The organism is Niastella caeni, assembly GCF_004834005.1.
GTDB lineage: Bacteria > Bacteroidota > Bacteroidia > Chitinophagales > Chitinophagaceae > Niastella > Niastella caeni.
Genome location: NZ_STFF01000002.1, coordinates 761,288 through 783,737, shown reverse-complemented (window position 1 = coordinate 783,737; position 22,450 = coordinate 761,288). Strand labels below are relative to the sequence as shown.

General features: G+C 43.0%; 18 protein-coding genes. 7 read left to right on the top strand and 11 right to left on the bottom strand.

The features are described from left to right. Positions 1-116: 116 nt before the first annotated feature. The 4 genes from FAM09_RS10650 to FAM09_RS10635 all read right to left on the bottom strand — a co-directional run bounded on the left by FAM09_RS10650 (position 117) and on the right by FAM09_RS10635 (position 4,753). Positions 117-1,304: a FecR family protein gene (locus FAM09_RS10650; RefSeq protein WP_136577070.1), complete on the bottom strand. Its 1,188-nt coding sequence runs from the start codon at positions 1,302-1,304 to the stop codon at positions 117-119. Between the two features lie 156 nt (positions 1,305-1,460). Continuing rightward, a complete protein-coding gene (locus tag FAM09_RS10645) occupies positions 1,461-2,048 on the bottom strand; it encodes an RNA polymerase sigma-70 factor (protein WP_136577069.1) in 588 nt (195 codons plus the stop codon). A gap of 138 nt (positions 2,049-2,186) precedes the next feature. Beyond that, complete coding sequence (locus FAM09_RS10640) at positions 2,187-3,920, bottom strand: hypothetical protein (protein ID WP_136577068.1); 1,734 nt, start codon at positions 3,918-3,920, stop codon at positions 2,187-2,189. A 185-nt stretch (positions 3,921-4,105) separates the two neighbouring features. Further along, positions 4,106-4,753, bottom strand: a complete 648-nt coding sequence (locus FAM09_RS10635; protein WP_136577067.1) for an NAD(P)H-dependent oxidoreductase — start codon at positions 4,751-4,753, stop codon at positions 4,106-4,108. Between the two features lie 47 nt (positions 4,754-4,800). Here FAM09_RS10635 and FAM09_RS10630 point away from each other — a divergent pair, with 47 nt between their 5' ends. From FAM09_RS10630 to FAM09_RS10620, 3 genes are all read left to right on the top strand, one after another. Next, entirely contained in the window at positions 4,801-5,223 is a 423-nt protein-coding gene (locus tag FAM09_RS10630) for a secondary thiamine-phosphate synthase enzyme YjbQ (protein ID WP_136577066.1), read from the top strand. A 249-nt stretch (positions 5,224-5,472) separates the two neighbouring features. Next, complete coding sequence (locus FAM09_RS10625) at positions 5,473-6,432, top strand: glycoside hydrolase family 5 protein (protein WP_208025535.1); 960 nt, start codon at positions 5,473-5,475, stop codon at positions 6,430-6,432. Positions 6,433-6,519: 87 nt separating this feature from the next. Then, entirely contained in the window at positions 6,520-7,620 is a 1,101-nt protein-coding gene (locus FAM09_RS10620) for a Gfo/Idh/MocA family protein (protein WP_136577064.1), read from the top strand. Between the two features lie 23 nt (positions 7,621-7,643). Here the strand turns inward: FAM09_RS10620 and FAM09_RS10615 are convergent, their stop codons facing one another. Continuing rightward, the gene (locus FAM09_RS10615; RefSeq protein ID WP_136577063.1) at positions 7,644-8,078 is read right to left on the bottom strand and encodes a hypothetical protein; all 435 of its coding nucleotides are present in this window, start codon (positions 8,076-8,078) and stop codon (positions 7,644-7,646) included. Positions 8,079-8,296: 218 nt separating this feature from the next. Here FAM09_RS10615 and FAM09_RS10610 point away from each other — a divergent pair, with 218 nt between their 5' ends. Beyond that, positions 8,297-8,881, top strand: coding sequence for a Crp/Fnr family transcriptional regulator (locus FAM09_RS10610; RefSeq protein WP_166437088.1), 585 nt, complete (start codon positions 8,297-8,299; stop codon positions 8,879-8,881). A gap of 106 nt (positions 8,882-8,987) precedes the next feature. Next, on the top strand, positions 8,988-9,431 hold the full coding sequence (locus tag FAM09_RS10605) for a DoxX family protein (RefSeq protein ID WP_136577061.1): 444 nt from the start codon (positions 8,988-8,990) through the stop codon (positions 9,429-9,431). 23 nt (positions 9,432-9,454) lie between these two features. Here the strand turns inward: FAM09_RS10605 and FAM09_RS10600 are convergent, their stop codons facing one another. Further along, positions 9,455-10,474 carry an amidohydrolase family protein gene (locus tag FAM09_RS10600; protein ID WP_136577060.1) on the bottom strand — a complete coding sequence of 340 codons (1,020 nt, stop codon included), beginning with the start codon at positions 10,472-10,474 and terminating at the stop codon, positions 9,455-9,457. 164 nt (positions 10,475-10,638) lie between these two features. On the opposite strand from FAM09_RS10600, the gene FAM09_RS10595 reads away from it, so the two are divergent. Both FAM09_RS10595 and FAM09_RS10590 read left to right on the top strand, forming a co-directional pair. Beyond that, entirely contained in the window at positions 10,639-12,024 is a 1,386-nt protein-coding gene (locus tag FAM09_RS10595) for a hypothetical protein (RefSeq protein WP_136577059.1), read from the top strand. Between the two features lie 24 nt (positions 12,025-12,048). Continuing rightward, positions 12,049-12,423, top strand: coding sequence for a hypothetical protein (locus tag FAM09_RS10590; protein WP_136577058.1), 375 nt, complete (start codon positions 12,049-12,051; stop codon positions 12,421-12,423). Here the strand turns inward: FAM09_RS10590 and FAM09_RS10585 are convergent. The 5 genes from FAM09_RS10585 to FAM09_RS10565 form a co-directional block, all read right to left on the bottom strand. Beyond that, on the bottom strand, positions 12,420-14,693 hold the full coding sequence (locus tag FAM09_RS10585) for a hypothetical protein (protein WP_136577057.1): 2,274 nt from the start codon (positions 14,691-14,693) through the stop codon (positions 12,420-12,422). The two genes, FAM09_RS10590 and FAM09_RS10585, sit on opposite strands and share 4 nt — an antisense overlap. A 3-nt stretch (positions 14,694-14,696) precedes the next feature. Then, positions 14,697-16,346: a PP2C family serine/threonine-protein phosphatase gene (locus FAM09_RS10580; protein ID WP_136577056.1), complete on the bottom strand. Its 1,650-nt coding sequence runs from the start codon at positions 16,344-16,346 to the stop codon at positions 14,697-14,699. A gap of 16 nt (positions 16,347-16,362) precedes the next feature. Next, on the bottom strand, positions 16,363-17,322 hold the full coding sequence (locus tag FAM09_RS10575; protein WP_208025534.1) for a vWA domain-containing protein: 960 nt from the start codon (positions 17,320-17,322) through the stop codon (positions 16,363-16,365). A 360-nt stretch (positions 17,323-17,682) separates the two neighbouring features. After that, positions 17,683-19,134: a RagB/SusD family nutrient uptake outer membrane protein gene (locus FAM09_RS10570; protein WP_136577054.1), complete on the bottom strand. Its 1,452-nt coding sequence runs from the start codon at positions 19,132-19,134 to the stop codon at positions 17,683-17,685. 38 nt (positions 19,135-19,172) lie between these two features. Next, on the bottom strand, positions 19,173-22,220 hold the full coding sequence (locus tag FAM09_RS10565) for a SusC/RagA family TonB-linked outer membrane protein (RefSeq protein ID WP_136577053.1): 3,048 nt from the start codon (positions 22,218-22,220) through the stop codon (positions 19,173-19,175). Positions 22,221-22,450: the final 230 nt, after the last annotated feature.

Here is a 22,450-nt window from a genome sequence, read left to right as displayed (position 1 = left end):
TTTGCCAATTCTTTTAAAAAGCATAGCTTTGGTTTGTTTAGGTTAAGAAATAAAGATTCGCGTCTGAAAAATTAGCCTGACTTTTAACTACCCCGGGTGCCTCCGGGGTAGTTGCATTATGGAATTACAGTTATTTTTCTACCTTCAATTTTAAAACGCAACGATTGTGTTTCTTCAAGAAATTTGAGGAAATCCGTTATCCCGATATTTTTAGAAAACACCCCTGTAAAGGATTTATTTATTTCACCAGCATACACTACTTCCACATCATACCACCGGGCAGCCTCCCGCATGATGGCTTTTATATCGGTATCCTTAAACCGAAAGGTCCCCTCTTTCCAGGACATTACCTGGTCAATATCGGGTGAATGGTCAATGGTGAATGGTGAATGCCCGGCGGCTATTGCCTGCTCTCCCGGTTTGAGAATTATCGAATTCTCTTTTGCTTCCGGTTTAGCCGGGACCGTTTCCCGTTTCATGACTCTCACTGATCCTTCTAACAACGTCGTCTTTATAGCAGCTTCATCCTGATACGCATTTACATTAAAATGAGTGCCTAACACTTCTATCAGCACGCCATTGGCTTTTACTTTAAATGGCATATCCTTATTTTTAGCCACTTCAAAATAAACTTCGCCTGTTATTTCTACCTCCCTTGCTTTTCCTGTAAAGGCGCTGGGAAATTTAATAGATGAGGCCGCATTCAGCCAGGCTTTACTACCATCGGCCAATGTTAACTGATATTGCCCGCCCCGCGGAGTGATCATTGTACCGAAATGAATTTGATTATTATTTTCCCTTGCAACGTAAGCCATTTTACCATCGCCTGATTTTGTAACAACGATCCCGTTTGCCTGTGTAACAATTCCATTTTTAGCCGTATCCAATACAATGGCAGTACCATCATCAAACAATAATTTTGCCTTGTCGCCTCCTGGCTGGATAGCGTTATGTTCCTTTTGATCATCATGGATCGCGGCAAGGCCTTTCGTATTGGTTCTGGTAAGCAGAAAATAAATGGCGCCAGAAGCAATCATTAGCATAATAGCAGCAGCTACTGCCCACCTGGGTAAAAAGGACCGCGGTGTTTTTTGTGATGGCATGTTTATAACGGCTCCGCTGCTTACTTGCGATGTTTCTTTTTGCTTACCGGTTTCAGCCCAGGTATTGTCCATCAGCCTGTTGAATAACTGCTCGTTTTCAGGTTGTTTCAACTGCTGTAAAAAATACTGCAGTTCTTCATACGACAAATTGTTTTTAATATACCTATCGTACAGATCTTCAAGTTCCTGGTCATTATTCATCACAAAATAATTTGCCTGTTTTTACAACAGGAATTTAGCAATTCAACTGTCTGTATATATATTAAATACAATTGCCGGAGGCGGAAGGACTAGTGGGAGAAAAAAAAATTTAAAAAAGGCGGCTTGAGCAGCTATATGTAATGGACCGGGGCGACATCAGAAAAAGGGAACTATTAAAATAATTACAGTAGAACCTAACGAGTTACTCATATATCCCCTGATAAATTTAAGCGCCTCTACCATATGGTTCTTCACCGTATTTCGGGAAAGATTCATTCGTTCTGCTATCTGGTCATGGCTAAGCTTTTCATTACGACTAAGGATATATATTATTTTTTTCTGTTTTGGAAGTTTTTCAACGGCTTCGTTATGCAGTTGCATTAATTGCTTTTCCAATAACTGTTCTTCAACTGTATTTGCCAGCAACTGCATGCCTGAAAATATTTTTCGCTGAAGCTGGCTTTCCCGTGCTGCTTTTTTAAGGTAATTAAAAACATGGTTTCGGGTAACCGTTCTTAAAAAGGCTTCGAAATTGAGGGCAGTATCAATTTCTTTGCGCATTTCCCAGAGCTTGATGAACACTTCCTGGGTCATATCCCCCGCAATGTCTTTTGATTTGGTTAACTGGTAGGCAAACAGGAACACCCTGTCAATATAGATGTCATAAAGTTCATTGAATGAAACTTCATCATCCAGAATAATTCGTTGAAGCAGTTCAGCAGTATGGTCTTGTGGTTTTGCCATTTAAAGGCAATGTAAAAGAAAGGAGATTATTTAAAACAAATATAAACAAAATTCATTTTCCCAAAAGCCACCCTATAAATAACAAAAACCCGCTTCCTGAGCGGGTTTTATATTATCATATATACTAAGATAAGTTATCTAATTCGACGCAATCTTTCCTACAGCCAGTTTTGTTTTACCGAATAAACGATCGGTTTTACCCACAATGTACATTTCCTGGCCAATTACCGAACCGTGGCGAGGCATGGCCGTGGGAACTTCTGAATTGGAGAAAAACAGCTTACGCTGGTATTTTCCCGTTACCTCATCTAAAGTAACAATAAAGCAATCAGAATTCCTGAAACCTGCAATGCCTCTCACTTTCTGCCCAGGTTTCAGCACATCGGCGTTTTTCGGATTGTCATTGAAAACGATGTTGATCTGGTTTTTGGCCTGAATAGCACCAAAACCTGCATAAAAGGGTCGTGAGCCCGACTCAAAAAAACCACCGAATCTAATACTGAGCCCGCCTGCGCTTGAACCATCGTTTGTACGGATAACCTCACGCTGCGCTTTGGGTATAATTTCTAACCAACCAATATTATTACTTGCATCGATCTTACACATCATAAGCTCACCACATTCATATACATAATTGGTATAGTAAGTCCACCGGCCAGGCATTCCATTGGTACCAGGTGAATAAGATGAAGTAGTATACGTGTATTGGTGATAATTCTCAGCCAGGAGGACCAACCCGTTATCAGAAGTATAAAAAATGTTACGGAACCTCATGTATTTGGAGAAGCCTTCGCCTTCATCTTTGATCTTTGCGAGCTTTTCCCGTTCCTTTCTTTCCGCTTTGCTGTCACTGTCTTTATCATCATCCTTATCTTCTTCGGCTCCTTCTTCGGTCAGCATGGAGTAATTAATTTCTTTTTCAGCAGTGCTGATCACCTGGCCTGTAGAAGGATCGATGCGTTGAACCAACAACCCGTTGGTAGCGCCTTTCTTTTCCTTGCTGTAGAAACTGGCCAACACCAGGTCTTTCCCTTTACTCATCATCAGTTTGGTATTGGTGAGCCATTTGCCATTGATATTGGTATTGATCTCGCTCACCTGTTTGCCCTTATCATTATAGATACGGATATTGTAATTGGCAAAATCCAGGAATTTATCTTTCTTTTTCTTACCCTCCTGGTATTCAAATACCCGGCCTACCAGAATTATTTTCCTGTCGGCAGTATATAATACATCTTCCAATTGGTAAGTCTTGGCTTCAAACTCATTTGTAATAATGGCCGGCTTGGTAGTAGATCTCAGCGTTTTATCGAACTCCTGTACCTGGTAAGTATTTTTTTCTTTCCCAGACACCGTGCTGATGCAAACGATCTTTGAGGTGTCTGCATTTGGTATCAGCTTGAAACTTATTTCATCTTTCTTTTCTTCTTTCAGCAAGCTCGTCATTAGCTTAAAGGATTCGGTGAGCTCGCCTGATGATTTATCAACTTCAGCCGCATACACTTCAAGAGCTCTATCACTTTTATTATAATCGGTAGCGATGATCAATAACTTGTCGCGGAATGCAAAGAATGTTTCGAATTCTTTTCCTCTCAATTCTTTATTGAAATCGCTTCTGTATACTTCCTGCAGGTTCTTATCTAATTTCACCAGGGAAGCAGACTGGCGTGCGGAAGCGCCAATAACGTAATAAGATTTCAAGGCAAGGTGACCTTCCTCCAGGTATACACCACTTGCATCGGTGTACACAACATTAACGCTGGTGCTTCCTTTTCTAAGTTTGAATTCATCACCCCAGGTGATCGATTGTTTTTGAGACCAGGCACAAAGACTCAGGGCCGTTGCAGCCAGTAATAAACAGGTTTTTAACATGTTAGTTCAAGGGAATTTTAAGGTATACAAAGATTGTTGTGCCTGAAACTTTTTTCCTACGATGCCAAAGGTAATAAAACGCTAATATATCGGTTGAAGATTATGCGAAGCCCTGGTTTCGACACCTAACGATGAACTGCCCGTTTTATTGCGAAAGAATAAATCTCAGTTAACAGAATATGTATTTAACGGATAAACCTGGGCGTACCCATGTCGAGCGGCCCCTTATCGGGCCAGGGACCATCGGGAATAATGAGTTCTGTATGCGGCCAGGCAACCCAGTTGTTGCGGGGCATAGCAGCGGCGGTAACAAGATTTTGCAAAACTATATGCAGGTCATCCAGGCGCCAAACATCTTCATTCGGATCCTCTTCCTTACCAACCGAGGCTTCCATCGCCTCCTGCCCTGTTCGCGACAGCACCACTGTTGAACAGGGCGGACTCCAACAACCCAGGCCTCCAAACACGGCCTGCAGCCTTGCCGCTACTTCAATGCCACCCACCGAATCCATGGTCACCGCACAGGCAACCGGCTTACCGAAAAAAGCAGGCGTATTTTCAAAAGCAGTGGTTACTTCAACAAAACGCTGCAAAGCCGAACTCCAGTTATTCCAGTATACACCGGTCACCACCAGGAAACCGTCACAACCAGCCAGCAGGTCGTACACTTCCCGAATTGTTGGCTGGGGATCGGTAAGCGTTAACAGGGTTACCTGTTGCTTTCCTTCATTTACCAGGAGATGGGCTGCCTCTTTTGCCACTGCGCCCGAATTACTGTTTACTCCCCGGAGAGAGCCATTGATAATGAGGATATTTTTTGCCGTAGGTGTCATAGTTCAAAACATTATGCAAATTTGTAAAAATAATAAACAATAAGGTTATGCATATTTACCAGCAAATGATCTCATTACCCGAAAGAGCAAGAGGTTTCCATTTGATAACGCGGGACGTAGTGCGTGCTTTACCGGAAATAGGTAATATCACAAAAGGTCTTTGCCAGGTATTTATTCTGCATACATCGGCCTCGCTTACCATTAATGAAAATGCAGACCCGACTGTTCGTATAGATTTTGAGACTTTCTTCAATAAAACAGTAAAAGAAAACGACCCTGCTTATAAACACGATTATGAAGGATCGGATGATATGCCGGCACACCTGAAAGCATCATTGTTAGGAAGTTCTGTATTGATACCGATCAGCAACGGACAATTAGCTCTCGGAACCTGGCAAGGCATTTACTTATGTGAACACCGTAACCATGGCGGACAAAGAAACTTAGTGGTTACTGCCTGGGGACAATAAGGGAGTGCCAACATATTTATTATTATCACCATGATCAACGGGAAGGTTTATTCAATTGAATCGGTATCTAGAAAAAACGATAGAATGAAAGCAGATAAATAACCTGCAGGAATATATGTGGTGGTGGCTCCGCGACAGATGGTTTGTTTTCTTCATTTTATTACTTTTTTATCCATTTATCAGCTTTTATTGCTCTATTTCTCTTTAACTTAATAAATTATTGCAACTTATATGTCAAAGCTTGTGGATATGAAAAAAATGTATTCAGCCCTGTCGCTCATTTTTATTTTTTCGATTGGGTTCGCACAACCTGTAAAAGAAAATGGCCGGTTGAAAGTGTCAGGTATTAATCTTGTCAATGAAAAGGGCCAACCCGTTGTGCTGCGCGGAATGAGTTTTGGCTGGCATAACTGGTGGCCGCGATTTTATAATGCAGGAACTGTAAGCTGGTTAAAAAAAGATTGGGGCTGCAATATTGTACGGGCTGCCATGGGAGTAGAACCTGAACATGGTTATATAAATAAACCAGCCTGGGGGAAGGAAACAATTAAAGCAGTGATCGATGCTGCTATTAAAGAAGGTATTTATGTGATCGTTGACTGGCATAGCCACAATATAAGGCAGGAAGAAGCCAAAAAATTCTTTACTGAAATAGCTACAGAGTACGGTAAGCAGCCTAATATCATTTACGAAATTTTTAATGAGCCCGAACAGCAATCGTGGGCTGAGGTGAAAGCTTATTCAATTGAACTCATTAAAACGATCAGGGCGATCGATCCGGACAATGTCATTCTCGTTGGTTCGCCGCATTGGGACCAGGATGTTCATCTGGTTGCCGATGATCCTATTAAAGGGTTCGATAACCTGATGTACACGCTTCACTTTTATGCAGGGACCCATAAGCAACAACTGCGGGACAGAGGTGACTATGCCCTTAAAAAAGGATTACCGATTTTTATCTCGGAGTCAGCCGGTATGGAAGCCACAGGAAATGGTCCGCTCAATGAAACTGAATGGAATGCATGGATCACCTGGGCGGAGAAAAACAAGATCAGTTGGATAACGTGGTCAGTATCTGACAAAGATGAAACCTGCTCCGTTTTATTGCCCACCGCTTCATCGACGGGAAACTGGAATACAAAAGACCTGAAACAGTCGGGTTTGAAAACAAGGGAACTTATTCGAAAATATAATGGATTAAAGCCTTGAAGCATCCACATAAAAAAGTCTTAACTTCAGTATGTCGCCACACAACCAGTGGTGCGCCATTATTATAAACCTTCAAATCCTGCTACAATGAGTACTGTTTCACGTAGACGTGTGATTAAAACGATTGCTGCCGGCGGCGGCATCCTGTTACTTTCTCCCCAAATAATACTCACCGGCACCCGCCGTAAGAAAGATAAAATCGGTGTGGCGCTTGTTGGTCTGGGTTATTACAGCACCGACCTATTAGCGCCTGCCCTGCTGCAAACAAAACATTGTTACCTGGCAGGTATTGTTACGGGTACGCCGGCCAAAGCGGAAGCCTGGAAGCAGAAATACAACATTCCCGATAAGAACATTTATAACTACCAGAATTTCGATACTATCGCTAATAATCCTGATATTGATGTGGTATACGTGGTTCTTCCACCATCAATGCATAAAGAGTATGTGATCAGGGCAGCCAATGCCGGCAAACATGTTTGGTGCGAAAAACCTATGGCAATGACAGAAGCGGAATGCAGCGCTATGATCAAAGCCTGCCAAACCAACAAAAAATCGCTGGCAATAGGTTACCGTTTGCATCATGAGCCGAATACCCAGGAATGGCGCCGTATTGTGAAAGAGAAGCAACTGGGAAAAGTCATTAAAGTGAATTGTGCGGCAGGTTACCGCGATAATCGCACCGACCACTGGAAGCAGAAAAAAGAAATGGGCGGCGGCGTTTTATATGATATGGGCGTTTACGCCATACAGGGAGCAAGGCTGGGCACCAATATGGAACCCGTTGCCATTGTATCGGCGCAAACTTCCACCACGCGGCCGGAGATCTATAAAAATGGGCTGGATGAAACAACCATCGCCACACTGGAATTTCCCGGCGGCGTAATGGCCAATATTAAAACCAGCTTTGGAGAAAATGTCAACTTCCTCGATATTACCTGTGAAAAAGGAGAAATAAAGGTACAACCTTATTCTTCTTACAATGGACAAAAGGCAACGAGCCCGCTGGGCACTATTCATCATCCCTACAATATTCCCTATCAGCAGGCCAAACAAATGGATGATGATGCCATAAGCATTCTTGAAAAGAAACCCATGCTGGTGCCGGGAGAAGAAGGCCTGCGCGACATTCGTATTGTAGAAGCCATTTATAAATCGGCTGCTACAAAACAGCGGGTGAGTTTGTAAAGTGGTAAAGCCAATCAAAACTACTATGGGCGACCAGCCCTTCCCTGCTGTACATACTTATTTAATTTGACCTGATTTTCAGCTATCTTATTCTTTAAGCCCTGGATATCCTTGTGTAATTTATCCAATCGGTCTGATTCTTTCCTTGCATCCCTGGCATCACGCCTGGCCTCACTGGCTTTCTTATTAGCTTTTCTTGCCAGTTTCTTACTATCAGGATTAGCGCTTAATTTATCTGCTGCTTTCGAGTTTTTATTTGCAGATCGCTGGGCCTCCGCAGCAGCCTCTTGTTTATTCTTTGTTTTTCGTTCAAGCTGACTTTGTAGCTTTTCCAGCTTCAATTGATCTTCGCTAATCTTCGTAACCAAGGAGAGAGAGTCTGTATTGACATTTTGGGCAGATATAGACATATAAAAACACAACAAACCAATCGGGATCAATAACCATACTTTTTGCATAATGTACTTTTAAATGTTCAATAAAAATTTTGAAACGATAGTTATCATTTAAAGTACAAATCATGATCTTATAGTGTAACCGATTTGATTAGAACTTTGCGGAGAATAGAGAAGAGAAGATGTTATAGTCCGGGGAAAACCCAGGCAAATATACTCAATAAATATCATACAAGAATTAAACTGATTTTCACGATATTGGCAGGAGAATGGAATATTCTATGCTTAATTCTCTGGTTAGCTCATTAAGTAAATATGTTACGTTGACGGAAGCGGAAGTAAACGCAATTGCATCGCTGTTTTCCTTCAAAACCTTTCGCAAACGACAGTACATAATGCAGGAAGGTGAAATTACCCGGCATGAAACGTTTATTGTTAAGGGGCTTACCAGAACTTATGAAGTGGATGAAAAAGGACAGGAACACGTGATTCAATTTGGACTTGAGGGTTGGTGGATAGGGGACCTCTATAGTTTTCTGACTGAAGCGCCTTCCAAATACTATATCGATTGCCTGGAAGACACCGAAGTATTTCAAATAACCAAACCCAACCTGGAAGCGCTCTATGAAAAAGTACCAAAAATGGAACGCCATTTCCGCATAATCATTCAAAATGCGTTTATAGCAGCCACTAATAGGGTCGCTTCCTCTCTTATTAAAAACGCTTCAGAGAGATACGTGGAATTTACTATTCAATACCCGCAGATTGAACAAAGAGTACCTGATAATCAAATAGCTTCGTACCTTGGCATTACGCCACAGAGCTTAAGCCGCATTAGGTCACAGGCGCAGAGAAAAGATAAATAATATCCTCACCTACCCTGCTTGTTAACATAGGTTAATTCAATTTCTTACCATAGGTGATTGGCTGGCCTTCATTTTTCTTCAAATTTTGTATCAACAATTATAGAAAATGAAGAGAATATTATTTTCAACGGACCAATCTATCGCTCCGTTTTTATTGCGTCTTTTTCTTGCCTTCGTTCTTTTTCCGCATGGCGCCCAGAAATTAGTCGGCTGGTTTGGCGGTTTTGGCTTTAGTGGCACGATGGCCTATTTTACTGAAACGGTTAAACTACCCTGGATTATAGGCTTCCTGGTAATTCTAATTGAGTTTTTTGGTCCCCTCGCTCTTTTATTAGGCTTCGCCGTTCGCCTTTGGAGCATTGCAATTGCAATAGTAATGGCAGGCATCATCCTGACCCATTTTACCGGTTATTTCTTTATGAACTGGTTTGGTAATCAAAAAACGGAAGGGATGGAATTCTTTTTGCTTGTTATTGGTATGACAGGAGCATTGATCTACTCCGGGGCCGGACGTTTTTCAGTTGATGCTCGTTTACCTTATAGGAAATAAAACCCGTAATTGCAGGAAGCGAGTCAATGCATTTTTTTTATTTCCGATTCCGTCAATCGTAAAAACCGTGCAGCATTATTAAACAAGATATCCCGCCTTTGGCTTTCGGTAAGAAACTTTGCCTGCTTAATGGTTTGTATACCGGCTTCAATAGCGCCCGGCCAGATCATGTTATCAGAACCGAACATGATCCGTTTGCCAAACCCGGCGTTCACTAATCGCTCCAGGTAATAATAGAACTCTTTTTTTGGAAGCATGAAGCAGATGGCTGCCAGGTCAACATGTAATTGTGGATGCGTATATAAAGTGGCCAGCATATCATCTATCATTGGCCAGCCGGCGTGCATGGCATATACCCTCAATTTGGGATGTTGTAACAACGCTTCTTCTAACCCCAATGCACTATGCAGGCGCGCCCTGTACCGGGTAGTGCCCATATAAGGCGCTCCTGGCGGACCACATCCAATATGAATGCCAACGGGAATGTCAAGCCGTTCAGCCATTTCCAGGTAAGGAGCAAAAGAAGAGTCACTGGGAGAATAGCCTTCATATTGTATTGTGATTTCTCCAAACACTTTAAATTCTCCTGACTTGAAAATCTTTTCCAGGGAGTCAACCGTTAGTCCCCATTGTTGGGCACTGTTAAAATTCCAATACACCGAAGGAATGATCCTATCGGGCGCTTCTTTCTTCCATTGCCTTACGGTTTCTATATCACCGCTGGTTACGCCATATACATTATTATTCTTCATCGCGGCTACCGTAAGCAGCTTTAATGAATCATTTGAACGCGGTGAAGGAAGACAATGGTCGGACCAACTATTTGTTTTCAGAGCGGTTTCGAACACCTGGCCGAAATCATTTTTGGGGTCATTGAAGCCAAGATCGCGGAATGGGGCGCCAATACAGGGCGTTGCTTCCCCTTTATTTTTAACGTGCTCTGCATGAAGATGCATGTCAATAACCGGCAGCGGCCTTGCCTGTGAAAACGAATCTGGTAAAAGAGAGTGCAAAACCATCAAAAGAAATAAGCATTTTTTCATAATACAGCTTTGGCTTACCTATCAGATCGCAAAAAAGGAAATTTCCATAAAGAGCCAATCAGTTACAGCATCTCCCCGTTAAAACACCCTTTTTTTCTCAATTGAATAACATGGGTGTTTTTCCCGGTTATTCAGTCTTGAAAAGCCAATACATTTGAATTACTATGTCTAATAATGTAACCCGTCAATTATGCGCCAGCGCTTATTTAACGCCGGGCCTCAGCGAAAAGATAATCAGCTTTGTTAAAAACCCTTATAAGGCAATAGTGCACCCGCCCGGGCTTGACCCTGTTGTGTTATTAAAACACGCACTCAATGCCCGCAGCAAGGAACGGAGATTTTATGCTTTACTCTTTATTCCTTCCCTGCTTTGCATTCTTACTTTACCGCTTCTACCAATTGCCTTACTGTTTTTAACCATTATTTTTTTAGCGGTATTAGTCCGCTATTATAATAACAAACGGTTCATTAAAGAGCATTTCATTACAGGCAATTTCAATTACAATTTTTCATATGATGGATCAGAAAAAGAACTGATCCATCAACTTCAGGAGAACACCACCAAAAACGTGGTGTACTACAGCGGCTATTCTCCTTTTGTAGGTTGTGGATATGAAGTTGGCGGATGGTCATTTGTAATTGACATAGACAAAGGGAAAACCGATCTGGGTCAAACGTTAGCCCCTAAAAGTTTCCAGGAAGACGAGTTGTATTACATTGTATCGCAGGAACTTTTACAGTTGAAGCTGGAAAATCTTTCGATAGAGAACAAGATCTATTTTAATGGTAAGGATCTTAGGAACAACAAAGACATCTTACCTAATATTTTCAGGCACCCGGTAACGGAAGTAAATTCTGAGTATACAAAGAAAGCCATGAACTATGGCGTAGAGAATGCCAGGTTCTATAAAATGATCCAGGTAACGGGTTGGGAAGGCGACCTGGTGCTTTCCGCCTTCCTGCGTTTCAAGAAAGGAGAAAAGACATTGTTTGTTGAAAACAATTATTACCTGTTGCCGCCTATTAAAGACGAATACCGGGCAGTAGACCGGATAAAGCAAGACTCCGGCATCAGACATTTTTTAAGATTAATGACAAAGTTGTTCCTAATCTCGATAGTAGAAACTATTAGAAGTGTCAGCTATGTTTTCGGTCAAATTTCGAAAGGGATAAAAAGTCTTTTTGGCATATCGCCTGAAGCCAAACTGAGAAAAGAAGTTAAAATTTCTCCCGACTATGATTATGGCGCACATTCTTCCATAAGGGAAATGGTATGCCAATCGCAGTATTTTCAACATTTTCAAAAGCTCGATAAAGAAAGATTCCTGAAAACGATTGATAAAAGAATATTCAATGGCATAACAGAATTCCTGGATAGCAAAAACATAAGCACTGAAGAATTCAAGACCAGGGAAAACATAGTAATGAACAATGGTATTATAGTTCAAAGCGGCGGCGTACTTACCAGTCAGAATGTATCAGCGGGTATCGGCGCTTCCATCCGTAATATGATGAACCCGGGCAACCCGGGCAAGGCTAAGGCTAAATAAACTTCTCACCTTTAATTCTTTTTTATGGGAAACAATGACGGTATTATAATTAACAATGGCACTGTGAACGCCAAAAATATTGCTGTTGGTGCAAACAGTACGATCAACGACAACTCCACTCACACAAATCATGACCTGCAACAATTGTCTGTTCTATTTAATGAACTGTTAGAAAAACTGCATACTTCCCAGGAGCCGATCTCCAATAAAGAGGATATCCTGGACGCCATTGCTGAGCTAAAAGAACAAATAAAACAGAAAGAACCCAGGAAAAGCATGTTGAAAATACTGGGAAAAACGCTTGTCGACAACCTGGGTAATATAAAACATCTTGTTCCGCTGGCACAAAACATCTGGCATCATATAAGTTCTTTTATTGGCAGCGCCGCCGGTGTTTAATTCGTGCTATAACCATTAAGAATGAAATAATCTACATATAGTTCTATATTATTATCTGCATAAATACCAAACTTAAGGCCATCTCTCATATTAAAGCTCTGTTCGTGTATAATTTCGCCATTGACTTTAAAGACAACCTTATCACCTTTTTTATCAATGATCAGAATGTTAAACTTGCCGGGACGAAAATAGGCTGTATTGCCCTGGGCAAGAGAGATCCAGCTATCGTTATTAACCGAATAAATATTATAATTTCCTTTTTTATCGATATTAAAAAGATGGAACCGGGTATCCTGATCATTGCCGCAAAAATAAACACCATAAGTACCGGAAGAAAGCTCAACACCTCTGTTCATCCTTGAAGAAATAGTAAAATCCTGTTCCAGATCGATAGTAAAATTTCTTCCGGTAAGACTAGCCCCATCGCTCTGCATTTTTATATTAAGATTCCCCCCCTCTATATTCCTTTTGACGTATGCGGAAGACTTTAACTCCCATCCATTATAATTATAATCAAAGTCATCAAAGAAATTATTCTCCTTATTTGTCTTGTAAACCGCACTAACCGTACTGTCTGCCGAAGCAATGGTCGTATCGGGAATTGGGGCAGGATAAACAGCAGAATCTACGAGCGGAGGGGCACTGTCAATAATAGCAGGAGCAGTTACTGCAGTGTCTACAGTTGGATCATCAACAGCCGAATCAACTAAAGGCATGTAATCTACGCTTGCTTCGGTTGCTGAGTAATCACCGTCTGAACAACCTTTACCCAGGGCAAACAAGAATAAGGCAATAAAAAGCAAGGGAATAAGAATCCAGGCATAATTGAATTTAGCGGCCCTTACCACGTCAATATCCAATGGCCCTGAATTGTACTGAATAGATGCCTCCTGTGAATCTGCCGTAAGCATCAACGTAGATCTCTGTGGGCCTGCTGTACTATCATCAAAAGGTAATGTTACAAGGAGAGATCCTTTAGCTGTACAATTACTTTTATGAACACTTCCATTCAAATAAAGAGCAATATTCTTTCCGTTCTTTACTTCCCATCGAATAACAACATCCTTCCCCGCCTTTACTTTTTTGACAGAAGCATAGAGTTTGATTTCCGGCTTCGGTTCTACTTTTATTGTTACAGAATAATTGCTGTATTTAAGGATGCCGTTTTGCCGGTAACCAATTTTCAGGGTATGGAGTGCATTGGCGCCGGCTACAAAACTCTTCCTCCCCGAAAACAATTGCGGATCTCCGTTCAGCGTAACAGTATCAACATTGCTGACATTCCATACCAGGTCATACTTTTCTCCGGGCTCGTATATGGTTTTATTTCCTTCGGGAATAAACAGCACTTTAGGTTGCTGAATAACCGCTGCTTTTTTGAGCTGACTGGAAATGAATACTTCTTTCTTTTCAGGAAACAAACAGGTATCGATGAAGCTGGTCAGTATTTCTGGCGTTAATGGCTTTTGGTGTATAACAGTTGAATTCGGTTGTTTGAAAAAGCAGAAGCGCAGTGTGCTTGCGAACAGTTTATGTTTCCGGTTAAAATGATCATTCAATCTTTCAATGGTAGTGGTGGTCAGGTCTTCCCCGTCTTCATACAGGTAAAATGAATAAAGGCACATGAAATAAAGCAGATGAAGCGTATTGAAAGCATCTCCTTTCAATTGTTTCACTTCGTCGCTGGTAAATCCCAACTTGTGGCGGTAATAGTTGTATACGGGCGACCAGTAATCTTTTGAACCAAACATTTTAGATCGCGGCAGTTCTTCCAATGGGTATGTACTATCAAGATCGATCAAATAAAAATCGCCGGCATCCGTTCGGTACAGGTTCTTAGGGTCGAAGTCAGAAAACCAATAACCCAGTTTATGAATACCCTGCAACGCCCTGAACAGATCTTCGCACAACTTCGTAGGTAAAAAGCGGTATCCGGTTCTTTGCAGGTTTTCGAGCGTATTTCCGGGAAGGTATTCTGTAAAAAGGTATAAGACTTCCTTGCTCCCTTCTTTAATTCTCACCACATCATGAACAATGGGCAACCCGGTTATCTTCTTTCCTTTCAGGCGCAATAAAAGCTTATAACCTGAGATGTCATTATCGTGCTTATCGAACCGCTTAATAAAACAATCAGCATCGCCAACCTTTACCGGGAATTTAAAATAATCTCCGGCAGAAACTTTCCAGTTCCTTCGCACATTGCTTTGAATGTCTACCGGGTCAAAATCTGAAATATAATCAACCGACCTACCGTGAATCATTACCTGCATAGATCAGGAGTTTATTATTCTTTCCAATACAATCAATGTTTTATCGTCGTAGGTTTTTTGTGGGACCCTGGAAATATTTTGTTTAATGGCTTCAACAATACCGGGGTTGTTACTGCTGAGCTGGGCTTCCACTACCCTGCCGATACCGTCGGTAAAAACAAATACTACATCAACATCTTCAGCCGTTTCAATAGCCCATTTCATTTCATTGCATTTGATCTGAAAGGCGTCGGCGGCTTCATTATAATCAAGCCGGAAAGCGATGCGATCGTAATCAAACGTTGGGTCCCCGGTAAACCGGAAATCGTTTTTGAGCATGGTTCCGGCGCCATTGCGCTGTACAAAGGGGAACACTTTGGAATCGCCCGACCGCAGCACATGCAGGTTACCATTATCGAGCAGGCGGCCAATAATGACCGTGGTAGAACACAAAGGATTTAATCCGGAAATAATAGGTTGTTTGATCGCTTGCTTTTTATCGGCCGGCAGGGAATTGATACGTTGGGTCCATTCCTGTTTCACATAATCCCTGGCCTGCATCAAAAGCGTATTGAGGGTAATTTGATCGTTGAAGCATTTGGCAATATGCCTTTGTACATACTGACCAATACTTTGCGCCAGGAGCCTGCTTGAAAAGAGATGTGATTCTTCATGCGGAGTAACGCCTTCGCTAATGGAGGCGCAATCGGAAGTTCCATCCATTAACCAGAAGAAAGTTTGCCTGGGCAGGGATAGAACGCCAGCCACATCCTCTCCCAGTTCTGTATCGGCATTGCCGGCATCTTTACGCGGCCCTGCCGATAACATGATCTCTGTTTTGATATGCGTTTGGGGATCAGGCCAGGTAGTGTAAGGAACAAATTGTATAGGACTGGATAAATGACCTGAATTTTCGTAATGCTGTAATTTTTCAGCCAGCTTATGATTTTCCACCAACACTTCCCGTAATTTTTCACGATCGGCTATACGTTGAACATCGCTGGCATCCCTTTCCGCATCTTTTGCTTTATTACTGGCATCTTCATTCAGGTATTTATCAATTAACTCAGTGATCCTTTCTTTAATTATTTTCATTTTATTTCGCACCTCAATATCATTCACATTGAGGTTCTGCATATTCAGAAACCCTCTTTGCACAAGAAGGGCATCCAAGCCGTTTACACCTTCTGTATAGGATTCGATAATTTGTTCCCGCATGGCTTTATTATCTGCCATTTTATTAATTTTTTGTTGCAGTATGATCAGCACAACCAGCATAACCAAAATAATAACAGCAGTAATGCGAAGCCACATCCACAACCAATTTTCATTGGTTTGCAATTGGTGAACCTTCTGCTCCAGAACCTTCTGCTTTTGCTCCAGTTCAATTTCTTCTTTTGATGGCGACCGTAAGTGTGGAGTAAAACCAAAACTGATCATCGTTGGCAGAAGCGTATCCGCCTGCCGGGCCTTTGTTCTTACAGCTTTGGCATTTCGTGCTTTTGTGTGTTGAGTGATGGCTTCACCAGTATCAATGGCCCATTCATTTGGCGCAAGTATGATCTGATCTGGAATATCACCAGGCTCATGGGCCGTATCTGTTTGCTGCGCCACAACCTGGCTACCAAAAAGCGTAAACAAGGCCAGTAGCCCAATGAAAAAACGTTCAAACATACCTGGTGAATTGATGTTAAATATCTCTTATAGCCGTTCCGCTTTCTACAAGGCAATGCGGACAAAAACCACTGGCGCCGCTGGCCATTCGGAACAAACCTTTTAAGTTGGCCACTTTGGAAGGATCATCAAAAAGGAAAAACTGGTCTTGCGAAGGATGACGCGGACATTTACTCACCAGGCTTTTCAATTGATAGTAACCATTCTCCCCACTATTGCCGTAATAGGCGCTCATGAGCAGATCGAATGGCTTACCGTTATATTTTAGGTTCTTGAAGGGACTTGGGTTCAGTGTTCTGTCATCTTCACCCAGATAATGCTCTCCATCAGTGAATAACAAAACACGCACATTGGGTATCTGGTGACTTTGCATATTGTCATCCAGCACTGACTGAATGCGAGGCTTGTAATTTCCTAATGCAGCGATGGAAGAATTGATAAACTGCTGGGTGAAATTAAAAGCTACACTCAGCGCCTGGTTAATATCGGTTGCGCCTTCTTTCTTTGACATTTTCTCGCGCAGCATTTGTTCCAGACCGGCCGCATCCTGGTACTGGTTTACAATTTCCTGAATACTGGTATAAGGTAATAATACATCAATCTCGTGATCGAAGCCGATGATCAATATATAGGCAAATTCCCGTAAAGGATTACCTGACAGAGAGAAGATACCAGCCGAAACACTGCGGGCAACCAGATCTTTTTTGGAAGTTGGGTGATTAGGAAATGCTGATCCTTTCATGGAGCCGGAACAATCGAGCAATAAGATCGCTAATCCAAGATCTTCCTGGGGAATGGAAGGATTATTGTGTATGGTAATACCACCCGGCGATTGCTTTGCAGTAGTTAACTGCCCTTGCGCATTTACCAATATGCCTTCGCCATAAGGACATTTTGGACAAAAATATCCATTCTGTTCAGCCTCCAGTCCATTGTAAATGTGACCAGCATCCTGTACGCATACCCATGAATTCATACCCATGATAGCAAATTTGAAATAAAGGTAGCGGTACAGTAGAAAAATAAAACAGGTGTTTTCACCCAATTGCAAGATGAAATACCTGAATTTATTCAGCCCAAAATTGACCAACATCATCTCTTACGTTACAAAAAAACAACCACGCCGAAGCGTGGTTGAAAAGGATAAGGCGACCCTTCCCGGGAAAGGCCCCCTGGTTAATGGTACAATGATACTGCTAAGTTAGTATGTATATTTCTACAGGAGAAATGCAGTTAGTCACGAATTCCCATTCATATACGGCATTGTATAATGCATAAGGCCGCCCACCAGATGGTAGACGGCCCTGTTGGTCGCTATGACTATACCTACTGCTATTTACTGTGGGTAGCCCAAATTCTGACCGAGATTCCGGTTAATGTCCCGTTCTGTTTGCGGTACGGGCAGCAAGAACTGATGATCTTGCACGGTGGTGCCCAGTGCCTGCATCACCTGTTTGTATCTCTTCAACCGGATCAGGTCGTATCTACGATGTCCTTCAATGAACAACTCACGGGCTCTGTCTTTCACCAGGCTGTCGATGAATGCTTCCTGGGTAGCCGTATTCGTGAAGTTCAGTTGCTGTGCCGGATCTTTTAAGCCGGCTCTCGATCTTACCGAATCAACACCTGCGAATTTTGCAGGATCTGAAGGATTGATATTATTCATTGCTTCAGATTGCATCAGCAGCACATCTGAATATCGCAGCACGATCCAGTTCACATTAGAGTTATTACTGTTGCTCACATATGATGGGTCGCGGTATTTGTAAACAAAGGGGGAAACGTTGGTACTTCCTACCTTGTTGGCCATGTTCCAGTTTTTACGTATGCTGTCGGCCGTGGAATAACCATTCTGGAAAAAATTATTGTTCGCGAAGAAAGCGGCTGCGCCACCCAGTTGGGTTGGAAATAACATTCGCAAGATGATATTTGAAGTGATGCCGGTAGCCACGGGTCCGAACTGCACAGAGAAGATATGCTCACTACCGTTTTTCTTTGCATTGTCAAATACATCCTGGTATTTCGGCAACAACTGGTATACTTTTGAAGCGATCACCCGGTTGAGGGCAGCCAGCGCATTCTGGTTATCCTGGGGTTCGGCAAATGTGGTACTGGCCCTTTGCAGGTATACTTTACCCAGCAACGTGGCTGCAGCGCCGGAAGATACCATACCTTTATTTCCACTGGGAATTTTATTCTCCGCCAAGCAATTGGCTTCAGCAAATGTCAGGTCTTCTATGATTGTTTTGTACACTTCTGCAGCCGGGGCCCGGGAAGGGAACAACAACGAATCGCCGGCTGTTTCAATAGGACGTAACACCAATGGCACATCGCCAAAATTTCTCACCAGGTCAAAATAACCCAGCGCCCGCAGAAACCTTGCATTGCCTACGATATGGTTGCGGTTGGTAACGTCCATATTAATACCGGGCACATACTTGATCACATCATTGGCCCGGTTGATCATCAGGTAAGAGCTGCGCCACCAGTTGTAGATCTCAGCATTGGCAGGCGTCCATTTAAACTGGTTCAGATCGGCGCGCTCCTGCGTAGTGATGCCTACCAGGTTATCAGCAGGTAATTCCGATATGAGCCATACTGTACGCTGGTAGTGCGTTTGCGTCTGCATAGCGCTGAACACTCCGTTAATAGCTGTTTGTGCATCGGCGGCGTTCTTATAAAAGTTAGAAGGCGTAAGGAAGCTAAAGGCTTGTTCTTCCAGTTGCTTCTTGCAGGAGGCCATCATCATAAGGCCGGCGCCTGCTATAAGAAAGATACTTTTTTTCATAATAATTCATTTATAGTAAGCAATACGATCCCCGCAGGTTAAAAGCCAAGCTTCATACCCACTGTATAAGTTTTAATGTTCGGATAAGGATTATAGTCAACATTCAGTGAAGTGTAATTACCTGCTGAATTGGAATAGGAATTCACTTCGGGATCGTAGCCTGAATAGTCGGTGATGGTGATGATGTTCTGCCCGGTAATATAAACGCTCGATGTTTTGAACACAGAGGTCAGTTTGGGAAGTGGCAGGTCATAGCTCAGCGTAATTGTTTTGAACCGCAGGTAACTGCCATTCTCAATTAAATCGCTGGTTACACCAAGGTTACGACGGTACGTGCTAACTACACTGGGCAATGTGTTGCTGGTTCCAGGTCCACGCCAGCTTTGATCAGCAACGTAAGCAAACTTATTGGCGAAGGGAACACCATTCTCCATTTCTATCCTGTTCTCATTGAGAATATCAACCCCCTGCACTCCCTGGATCAGCACAAACAAATTGAATCGTCCTACGGTGAGGTTGCTGGTAAAACCATAAGTGAATTTCGGAAGCGCATGACCTATGATGGTTCTGTCGTTGGTTGCATCCAGTGCGCTATCGCCATTGAGGTCTCTGTAAATAGGATCACCGGGCTTTACATTTTGTTTGGTACCGCTCTTGGTAATATCGGCAGTGCTTTGCCAGATACCGTCGAACACATAACCATAGAATTCACCGATCGGTTTTCCTACCTGCAATATGGAAGAGAAGCGACCGCCACCCGGGAAAAGGTTGGAACTTACGTTGCCGGTAAATTGATAAGGCACGCTACCTAATTCCAGGATCTTGTTACGGTTGGCTGAGATATTGAAAGAAGTCGTCCATTTAATGGCTTTCTTATCGATGTTGACGGTGTTGATAGCGAGTTCAACCCCCTGGTTCTGCACACTTCCTATATTCTGCGTCATAGCAGTGAATCCAGAGGTAGTAGGCAGGTTTACGTCGAACAACAATTTAGTGGTCTTCTTATTATAATAATCGGCGGTTAACTGAACGCGGCCACCCAATATGCTGAGATCAAAACCGGCATCCAACGCCTTAGTTGCTTCCCACGAAAGGGCGCCATTGGGAAGATTACCGGGAGCAAAACCGGTTACGCGGGTGCCATTCAAAACATAACTGTTGGCGCGGTATTGTTTCTGCGATAAATAGGAAGCAATGTCCTGGTTACCGGTAGCGCCATAGCTCGCCCGGAATTTCAGGTCGCTGATGGCATCGAAATCTTTCAGGAAATCCTCTTGCTTCACACGCCAGGCGAAAGCACCCGAAGGAAAATAACCCCATTTGTTCTGCGCGCCAAAGCGTGATGAACCATCAGCCCGGAATGTGACGGTGAACAGGTACCTGTCGAGCAGCCGGTAATTGATACGGCCCAGGAAAGAAGCCAACCTGTTCAGCGTGGTATTTGACTGGCCGGCAGCAGTACCGATCGACAGGTTATCTGTATTCAGGTTATTGGTCGACAATCCTGTTACCGTAGAAGTAACAGAAGCGTTCTTGAATTCCTGGTAAGTAAAACCAGCTACGGCATTAATGGCATGTGAGCCAAATGTCTTATCGAAAGTAATAGTGTTTTCATTCAACCAGTTGTAGTTATTATTAGTAACTACCTGGGCATACCCGTTGTTCTGCGCACCCAGGTAAGTGATACTTGGACGGAACACGTCGTTGCGGAAGTTACGGTATTCACCACCGAAACTGCTTCGCAGCTTCAGTCCACGCACTACTTCATATTCACCAAACACGTTGGCGAAAATGCGCGTGTTCTTGTTCTTGTCGCTGTTCAGCGTAGCTGCTGCTACCGGGTTGCCTACTTCTATGGCATAAGGCTGCGGGCCGTTCCTGAAAGTGAAATTACCGGCGCTGTCGTATACGGGTGTAACGGGGCTCGACAACAGCGCATCCAGTAAAGTACCACCGCCGCTGCCGCCCGTGGTATTCACGTTCGCCTGCAATTGCGATTCGTATGAGATCTGTGAACTGAGGCCCATTTTAATTTTATCACTTACTTTATTGTCGAGATTGAAACGGAGTGTGCCTCGTTTATAATCGGAACCGATGATGATACCATCCTGGCTGAAATAGTTCATGCTCAGAAAATAGCGTGAATCGCTGGTACCACCTGTAAAGCCTAAGTTGTAATTGGAGATGCGGGCGTCGCGGAACAGTTCATCCTGCCAATCGGTGCCTTTGCCCATGGCATCGATCTGGGCATCGGTGTAAGGCTTTGCCAGCGCAGGTGTCATATTAGTAGCCACTTCATTTACGAAGCGTGCATACTGCTGTGCATCCATCATATCCAATTTGTTGGCTACTTGCTGCACACCGGTATATGCATCGATGGTAACAGATCGCTTACCAGCAACGCCTCTGCGGGTAGTGATCATTACAACGCCGTTAGCACCCCGGCTTCCGTAAATGGCCGTGGCGGAAGCGTCTTTCAGTACTTCCATGGAGGCTATGTCGTTGGGATTAAGCGCGGTAATGTCTGCGCCTGCATACCCATCAACAACATACAACGGATCACTGCTTTGCGTGATGGAGTTGGTACCGCGAATGCGCACGGTAAAAGAGGAACCCGGCTGCGAATTCGTTTGGGTTACCTGCACGCCGCTTACCCGGCCCTGTAATAACTGGCCGGTACCGAACACCGGTGTTTTGTCTGTGCTTTGCATACCTACAGACCCAACGGATCCTGTAAGGTCTTTTTTGCGTGATGTACCATAACCAACTACCACCACATCGCTGAGTTCGGTGGAAGCTTCCCGTAATACGATCTGCACATCACTGGTGTTGGTAACTTCTACTTCCTGGGTTGCAAAACCTACAGAAGAAAATACAAGCACCACTTTTTCTTTGTCTGGGACCATGATGGCAAAGTATCCCGTTTTGTCGGTTGAGGTAAGTACATTGGTCCCCTTAAGTTGAACATTAATCCCCGGTAATGGCGCATTGGCCGAAGAAAGGACTTTACCGAAGATCTTTTTTTGTTGTGCTGATACATCCAGGTACGATACTAAGATGAACAGCAGAAAATAGATTTTCTGCATGGCAAATCGAGTATTTTAGATTGTTATGAACGAAACAAGACACTTAGATAGTAGAAAATGATGCAATTTATCTACGGAAACGTTTCCGTAATATATTCACAAATCGTTCATACATGACCGAATATATCAAATAAGGTAATCTGAATGAATAAAATGCCAATAACTGCATACTTTATACTTCGCGTATTGCTAAATTTTGTTAGCAGATATAAATAGCTGCCATAACCGCA

Excerpts from the sequence above, each read along its gene's own strand:
- FAM09_RS10650 (WP_136577070.1), bottom strand. The coding sequence starts at position 1,304 with ATGAATAATGACCAGGAACTTGAAGATCTGTACGATAGGTATATTAAA.
- FAM09_RS10645 (WP_136577069.1), bottom strand. The coding sequence starts at position 2,048 with ATGGCAAAACCACAAGACCATACTGCTGAACTGCTTCAACGAATTATT.
- FAM09_RS10640 (WP_136577068.1), bottom strand. The coding sequence starts at position 3,920 with ATGTTAAAAACCTGTTTATTACTGGCTGCAACGGCCCTGAGTCTTTGT.
- FAM09_RS10635 (WP_136577067.1), bottom strand. The coding sequence starts at position 4,753 with ATGACACCTACGGCAAAAAATATCCTCATTATCAATGGCTCTCTCCGG.
- FAM09_RS10630 (WP_136577066.1), top strand. The coding sequence starts at position 4,801 with ATGCATATTTACCAGCAAATGATCTCATTACCCGAAAGAGCAAGAGGT.
- FAM09_RS10625 (WP_208025535.1), top strand. The coding sequence starts at position 5,473 with ATGAAAAAAATGTATTCAGCCCTGTCGCTCATTTTTATTTTTTCGATT.
- FAM09_RS10620 (WP_136577064.1), top strand. The coding sequence starts at position 6,520 with ATGAGTACTGTTTCACGTAGACGTGTGATTAAAACGATTGCTGCCGGC.
- FAM09_RS10615 (WP_136577063.1), bottom strand. The coding sequence starts at position 8,078 with ATGCAAAAAGTATGGTTATTGATCCCGATTGGTTTGTTGTGTTTTTAT.
- FAM09_RS10610 (WP_166437088.1), top strand. The coding sequence starts at position 8,297 with ATGCTTAATTCTCTGGTTAGCTCATTAAGTAAATATGTTACGTTGACG.
- FAM09_RS10605 (WP_136577061.1), top strand. The coding sequence starts at position 8,988 with ATGAAGAGAATATTATTTTCAACGGACCAATCTATCGCTCCGTTTTTA.
- FAM09_RS10600 (WP_136577060.1), bottom strand. The coding sequence starts at position 10,474 with ATGAAAAAATGCTTATTTCTTTTGATGGTTTTGCACTCTCTTTTACCA.
- FAM09_RS10595 (WP_136577059.1), top strand. The coding sequence starts at position 10,639 with ATGTCTAATAATGTAACCCGTCAATTATGCGCCAGCGCTTATTTAACG.
- FAM09_RS10590 (WP_136577058.1), top strand. The coding sequence starts at position 12,049 with ATGGGAAACAATGACGGTATTATAATTAACAATGGCACTGTGAACGCC.
- FAM09_RS10585 (WP_136577057.1), bottom strand. The coding sequence starts at position 14,693 with ATGCAGGTAATGATTCACGGTAGGTCGGTTGATTATATTTCAGATTTT.
- FAM09_RS10580 (WP_136577056.1), bottom strand. The coding sequence starts at position 16,346 with ATGTTTGAACGTTTTTTCATTGGGCTACTGGCCTTGTTTACGCTTTTT.
- FAM09_RS10575 (WP_208025534.1), bottom strand. The coding sequence starts at position 17,322 with ATGAATTCATGGGTATGCGTACAGGATGCTGGTCACATTTACAATGGA.
- FAM09_RS10570 (WP_136577054.1), bottom strand. The coding sequence starts at position 19,134 with ATGAAAAAAAGTATCTTTCTTATAGCAGGCGCCGGCCTTATGATGATG.
- FAM09_RS10565 (WP_136577053.1), bottom strand. The coding sequence starts at position 22,220 with ATGCAGAAAATCTATTTTCTGCTGTTCATCTTAGTATCGTACCTGGAT.